Origin of the sequence: Aeromonas caviae (assembly GCF_000819785.1) — a bacterium.
Taxonomy (GTDB): Bacteria; Pseudomonadota; Gammaproteobacteria; order Enterobacterales; family Aeromonadaceae; genus Aeromonas; species Aeromonas caviae.
Genome location: NZ_CDBK01000105.1, coordinates 133082 through 137668, shown reverse-complemented (window position 1 = coordinate 137668; position 4587 = coordinate 133082). Strand labels below are relative to the sequence as shown.

Here is a 4587-nt window from a genome sequence, read left to right as displayed (position 1 = left end):
CAGTGCCAGCAGGCGGCGCTCCGCCTGCCGCTCGATGTCACCGCTCAGCAGCAGCCGATGACGCCCGTCGTCCAGCTGCACCACGCAACTGTCGTTGTTGCGCCCCGCCCCGGCTGCCAGGGGCCAGAGCACCCGCACATCCAGTCCCTGCCAATGCCACTGCTGACCTCGGCGGCAGGCCTGGGTAGCCGGTGTAAAGGGGAAGGAGGAGAGCTCCCGGCGCACCGCCATGCTCTGCAGCAGAGCCTGCCGGTTGCCCGCGTGATCCCTGTCTCTGTGGCTGATGATCAGGGTGTCGATCACCCGGATGCCGAGCCGGTTGAGCAGGGGCAGGATGGCCGCATCCGCCATGTTGTAGCCCCCGGGGTAGCGATCCCCGGTATCAAACAGGATGGCCCGATCCCCCCGGGTGACGAGCACCGAGAGCCCCTGCCCCACGTCCAGCACCCGCACCTGCCAGGCAGCGGGAGCAGGCCAGAGGGCGAGCAGCAGGGCCGCCGCCACCGGTCCCCCCAGGGCGCGCCCTCCCGGCAGGTGCCATCCCGTCCACAGCAGGATCAGCAGGGCGCTGGCGGGCATCAGCCAGCCGGGCACCGGCCACCAGAGCTGCAGGCGATCCGCCAGCTGCGTGAGCCCCCACAGCACCCACTCCAGGCCGAAGGCGGAGACCCAGAGCAGGCCGTGGGCCAGCAACGTGGAGAGGGGCGCCACCAGCACGCCGACGAGCGCCAGGGGAATGATGACAAGGCAGAACAGCGGCAGTGCCAGCAGATTGAGCAGAAACGCCAGGGGCGCCATCCCCTCGAACAGCAGCAGTTGCAGGGGCAGCAATCCGAGCAGCAGCAGAAGTTGCAGCCGCACCAGGCCGGGGCGATCGTGCAACAGGCTCGCCAGCAACAGCAGGGCCACCGCCAGAAAAGAGAGCCAGAACCCCGCAGAATAGAGGGCGAAAGGGTCCCACAATGTCAGCACCACGAAGGCCCACAGCCAGATCCGGTGGCTCGGCCAGTCCCGCTTTAGCCAGCGCAGCAGGCTCCACACCAGCACCATGATGAGGGCACGCTCGGTGGCCACCGCAAACCCCGCCAGCCAGCTGTAGGTGGCCGCGAACAGGAGTGACACGCAGATAGCCCCGCGCAGCCCGAACAGCCGCCCGAGCCACCAGCCGAGCACCGCTACCAGGGCGATATGCTGGCCCGAGATGGCGATGATGTGGGTCAGGCCGCTGCCGCGAAAGAGCTCCCACTGGGCATCCGTGATCCCCCCCTGCTCCCCGAAGGTGAGGGCTGCCAGCAGGGGGGCCTGCGCCATCCCCTCCCAGGCGCGACTCGCCGCCGCCAGCCAGCGATCGCGCACACCCGGGGGCCCGGCATCCAGGGCGATGACCCGGCGCAGGTTGCCGGTGGCGGTGATCCCCTTGCCAAGGAGCAGGCGTCGCCCATCCATCCCCGCTTCGTTGGCCAGGCCATGGGCCGGCTTGAGGGAGGTCACCAGGGTGACGCGGCTGCCGGCAGGCAACGGCGGCAACACCTGATAGGCATTGACCCGCACCAGGGGTGGCACGATGAGGGGGCGATCGTCCAGGGTGTCGAGGCGCAGCAGCAGGCGCGCAAATTTATCCCCCTCTTTCTCTCTCGAAGACTCCGCACTTTGCACGTGTGCGGTTATGATGTGGCTCGTTTTTTTGCCAAGCTGATCCAGCCAGGCAAGCCGGTAGTGCAAATTCACCTGTATCCAGAGGATGCCGAGCAGCAGAAACAGCAGCCGCCAGCAACGACCACCGGCAAGGGGGAGCGCGAGCAGCAGCATCAGGCCACCCCATTCCCATGAAGGCAGCCATGGCCAAAGCAGTGAGGAGCTTGCCCCCAGGGCAAACGACAACAGACGCAGATCCATGGAGCAAGTATTTAGCAAGGTTCAGAACATGCCCAAACGAATCATACAGCGCTGGCTACCCGACCCGGCGACCCTCAAGGAACACAAACACTTGCGACTCTTTGGCAAGCTGCTGCTGGATGCCAATCTCTGGCATCTCAACCGGCGCTCCGCCGCCGGTGCCTGTGCGGTCGGCCTCTTCATGGCCTGGGTGCCCCTCCCCTGCCAGATGCTGCTGGCCGCTGGCGGCGCCATCGCCTGCCGGGTCAACCTGCCCCTCTCGGTGGCCCTGGTCTGGCTCTCCAACCCCCTGACCATGCCACCGCTGTTTTATGGCGCCTATCTGGTGGGCTGCCAGTTGCTGGGGCAACCCTCCCAGCACATCGAGATCACCTTCACCTGGGCCTGGCTGGTGTCGGTGTTCGAGACGGTGGCCCCGCCGCTCTTGCTGGGCTCCCTGGTGCTTGCCCTGCTGAGCGCCCTCGTCGGCTATCTCCTGGTTCGCGCGGGCTGGCGCCTGAGCACGGTGCGCCAGTGGCAAAAACGCAAAGTGGCGCGCCCATGCTGAATCGCTGGTTGGCCCGCTTCAAGATTGACCCCGATACCCTGCGCCAACAGAAGTGGTTCGCCCTCTTTGGCGAGCGACTGCTGACCCCCGCCCTCTGGCAAGGGGGAACGCGGGCCCTCTGTGGCGCCGTGGCGGCCGGGCTGTTCGCCAGCTGGGTCCCCATGCCCATGCACTCCCTGGTGGCCGTCGCCCTGGTGCTGGCGTTCAGCTTCAACCTGCCGCTGGCCCTCTTGGCGGTCTGGTTCAACAACCCGCTGACGCTCCCCTTCATGTACCTCTACGCCTATCGTACCGGTTGCCTGGTGCTGAACGAGACGCCAGCCCCCTTCCATCTCACCTGGTCCCTGCACTGGCTGGAGCAGGAGGCAGCCATCCTGGTGCCCCCCTTCCTGCTCGGCAGCCTGCTGCTGGCGGTGCTGAGCGCCGCCGCCGGCGCCTTGCTCACCCTGCTGCTGTTACAACTGGGCAAGCTGACCCGCCCCCGCTAGGTTGCCAGCACGCCGTCCTTGTCTCGGGCGGCGTGCCTTGCCATCGTCTGCCTCTGCCACCACACTCCTTGTAACCCGTTGTTTTTCGACCCCCATTCGAAACAAGGAGCCCACCATGGCCGAACCGCTCACGCTGGCCCATGCCAATGGCCACCCCCTCTCCCTGCTCCCCGCCATGGCCAATCGCCACGGCCTCATCACCGGGGCCACCGGCACCGGCAAGACAGTCACCCTGCAGGTGCTGGCGGAGGGGTTTTCCCGCCTCGGCGTGCCGGTCTTTCTGGCCGACGTGAAGGGGGATCTGAGCGGCCTGGGCGCCGCCGGTACCCCCTCTGCCAAGCTGGATGCCCGTCTGGCCCAGCTCGGCCTTCAGGCACCCGACTTTGCCGCCAGCCCCACCCTGTTCTGGGATCTCTTCGCCGAAGAGGGCCACCCGGTGCGGGCCACCGTCTCCGACATGGGGCCTCTGCTGCTTGCACGCCTGCTCGGCCTCAACGACACCCAAAGCGGGGTGCTGGAGCTGGTGTTCAAGGTGGCGGACGACGAGGGTTTGCTGCTGCTCGATCTGAAAGACCTACGGGCCATGGTGCAGTTTGCGGGGGAGCACGCCAAGACCCTCACCACCCGCTACGGCAATGTGTCGACCGCCTCCATCGGCGCCATTCTGCGCAACCTCCTCACCCTGGAGAGCGCGGGCGGCGATCACTTCTTCGGCGAGCCCATGCTGGACATCCAGGATCTGATGCAGACCGACGAGGCGGGCCACGGCCATATCAATGTGCTGGCCGCCGGCAAGCTCACCCAGTCCAGCCGCCTCTATGCCTGCTTCCTGCTCTGGCTGCTCTCCGAGCTGTTCGAACAGTTGCCCGAGGTGGGGGATCCGGAAAAGCCCGTGCTGGTGTTCTTCTTCGACGAGGCTCACCTGCTGTTCAAGGATGCGCCCAGGGCACTGCTGGAGAAAATTGAGCTGGTGGTGCGCCTCATCCGCTCCAAGGGGGTGGGCGTCTATTTCGTGACCCAGAGCCCGGCCGATATCCCCGACAGCGTGCTGGGGCAGCTTGGCAACCGGGTGCAGCACGCCCTGCGCGCCTTCACCCCGAGCGATCAGAAGGCGGTACGCATCGCCGCCAACACCCTGCGGGCCAACCCTGCCTTCGACGCCGCCGGAGCCATCACTGAACTGGGGGTCGGGGAAGCGCTCATCTCCCTGCTCGACGAGAAGGGGCGGCCCAGCGTGGTGGAGCGCGCCTTCATCGCGCCCCCGGCCAGCCGCATCGGCCCCCTGAGCGCGGCCGAGCGCCAGACGCTTATTCAGGGCTCATTGCTCTACGGCAGATACGACACCCAGGAGGACAGGGAGTCCGCGTTCGAGCGGCTTCAGGAGGCATCGCCCGCCGCCGGTGACGAGACTGCTTCCCCACAGACCGACCAGGGCGGCGGTCTGCTGGATGCCTTGAATGGCATCCTGTTCGGTCGCACCGGCCCCCGTGGTGGCCAGCATGACGGGGTGGTGCAGACCGCCGCCAAGAGCGTGGCCCGCACCCTCGGCAACGAGGTGGGACGCCAGCTGATGCGCGGGGTGCTCGGCTCCCTGCTGGGGAGCAGCAAGCGGCGCCGCTGATGCCGGAAAATGAAAAAGCCCGCCGATACGGCGGG

The 4587-nt window shown here is 67.2% G+C and carries 4 protein-coding genes; 3 read left to right on the top strand and 1 reads right to left on the bottom strand.

Annotated elements, in window-relative coordinates; translation table 11 throughout:
• A partial coding sequence (locus tag BN1120_RS19180) for a DNA internalization-related competence protein ComEC/Rec2 (RefSeq protein WP_236727609.1) occupies positions 1 to 1809 on the bottom strand: 1809 nt, incomplete at its 3' end.
• A gap of 115 nt (positions 1810 to 1924) precedes the next feature.
• Here BN1120_RS19180 and BN1120_RS19175 point away from each other — a divergent pair.
• The 3 genes from BN1120_RS19175 (at position 1925) to BN1120_RS19165 (ending at position 4552) form a co-directional block, all read left to right on the top strand.
• On the top strand, positions 1925 to 2443 hold the full coding sequence (locus BN1120_RS19175) for a DUF2062 domain-containing protein (RefSeq protein ID WP_039040274.1): 519 nt from the start codon (positions 1925 to 1927) through the stop codon (positions 2441 to 2443).
• Positions 2437 to 2931 carry a DUF2062 domain-containing protein gene (locus BN1120_RS19170; RefSeq protein ID WP_042017571.1) on the top strand — a complete coding sequence of 165 codons (495 nt, stop codon included), beginning with the start codon at positions 2437 to 2439 and terminating at the stop codon, positions 2929 to 2931. Before BN1120_RS19175 ends, BN1120_RS19170 begins: the two co-directional genes overlap by 7 nt.
• 115 nt (positions 2932 to 3046) lie before the next feature.
• Positions 3047 to 4552, top strand: a complete 1506-nt coding sequence (locus BN1120_RS19165) for a helicase HerA-like domain-containing protein (protein ID WP_042017570.1) — start codon at positions 3047 to 3049, stop codon at positions 4550 to 4552.
• Positions 4553 to 4587 lie beyond the last annotated feature (35 nt).

Coding starts and splice junctions, on each gene's coding strand:
- BN1120_RS19165 (WP_042017570.1), top strand. CDS start 3,047: ATGGCCGAACCGCTCACGCTGGCCCATGCCAATGGCCACCCCCTCTCC.
- BN1120_RS19170 (WP_042017571.1), top strand. CDS start 2,437: ATGCTGAATCGCTGGTTGGCCCGCTTCAAGATTGACCCCGATACCCTG.
- BN1120_RS19175 (WP_039040274.1), top strand. CDS start 1,925: ATGCCCAAACGAATCATACAGCGCTGGCTACCCGACCCGGCGACCCTC.